Origin of the sequence: Pseudoalteromonas sp. APC 3694 (genome assembly GCF_030407565.1) — a bacterium.
Classification (GTDB): domain Bacteria; phylum Pseudomonadota; class Gammaproteobacteria; order Enterobacterales; family Alteromonadaceae; genus Pseudoalteromonas; species Pseudoalteromonas tetraodonis.
In genome coordinates this window covers 1-880 of sequence record NZ_JASDDE010000134.1, presented here as the reverse complement: position 1 = coordinate 880, position 880 = coordinate 1, and the positions used below count along the sequence as shown (strand labels likewise).

Genomic DNA, 880 nt, shown 5'->3' with positions numbered 1-880 from the left:
CTTTCGTTTTAATGGCTGATTTCTGCTGAGATGTGGGGGTAACCCTTGCGACGATCCCAGCCGCAATCAAATCTAATTCACCTGTTTTTGCTATGCTTTTAGCCGCTGACAAGTCTCGGTTTTGGTTAGTTTCACAAGCCGTACATGTGAAATATCTGTCGTTCAATGTTAAAACATGATGTTGGCCGCATTCTGCGCAAATCCCAGTCGATTTTTCAAATCGACCAATTTCATGATAGAGTTTACCTTCAAGCTCAGTTTTGTATTTTGAAAGCTGAGTAATTAAGCCCATCACATTGTCGGCAACCATGCTGCCATTGAACTTTTGCATCCCTTTTACGTTTAAATCTTCGAACACTAAAATGTCATTTTCATTGGTTATCTGGCGTGAAATTTTGTGTGCAAAGTCGAGCCTTTGCCGTGAGATTTTGCCGTGTAATTTGTTGATGCGTTGTTTGGTTTTTTGCCAGCGATTTGAACCTTTAGTTCGGCGTGCAAGCTGGCGTTGCAATTGATTTAACTTTGTTTTTGACTGCTTTAAAAACTTGGGGTTATCGACCACAAAACCATCTGAGCCAACAACAGTTTGCTTTGAGTTAATGTCAAAACCTGTGATTGTTTTTAAAACTTGTTTAGCTGTTTTGCACTCAACTTCTTGAGTGATGCTGCATCCCCATTTTCCGTGGTGATACTGGATAGTTACAGTCTTGATTTTACTTGCTAGTTTGCGATGCAAGATAATGGGTATCTTACCTACCTTTGGGATACTGATAGCACCATTTTCAATGCGGATACAGTTCGAGTTATTGACCGCTCGAAAACTATCGTTGTGAAGTTTTTTCTTTTTATATGAGATCTTGTGCTTTGGAAAGCGTTGCAA

The 880-nt window shown here is 39.9% G+C and carries 1 protein-coding gene; it reads right to left on the bottom strand.

Features of this window, described 5'->3' with window-relative positions:
* Positions 1-880 (bottom strand): transposase (locus QMA00_RS18860; RefSeq protein WP_290158518.1); only part of this gene is annotated, 880 nt, incomplete at both ends.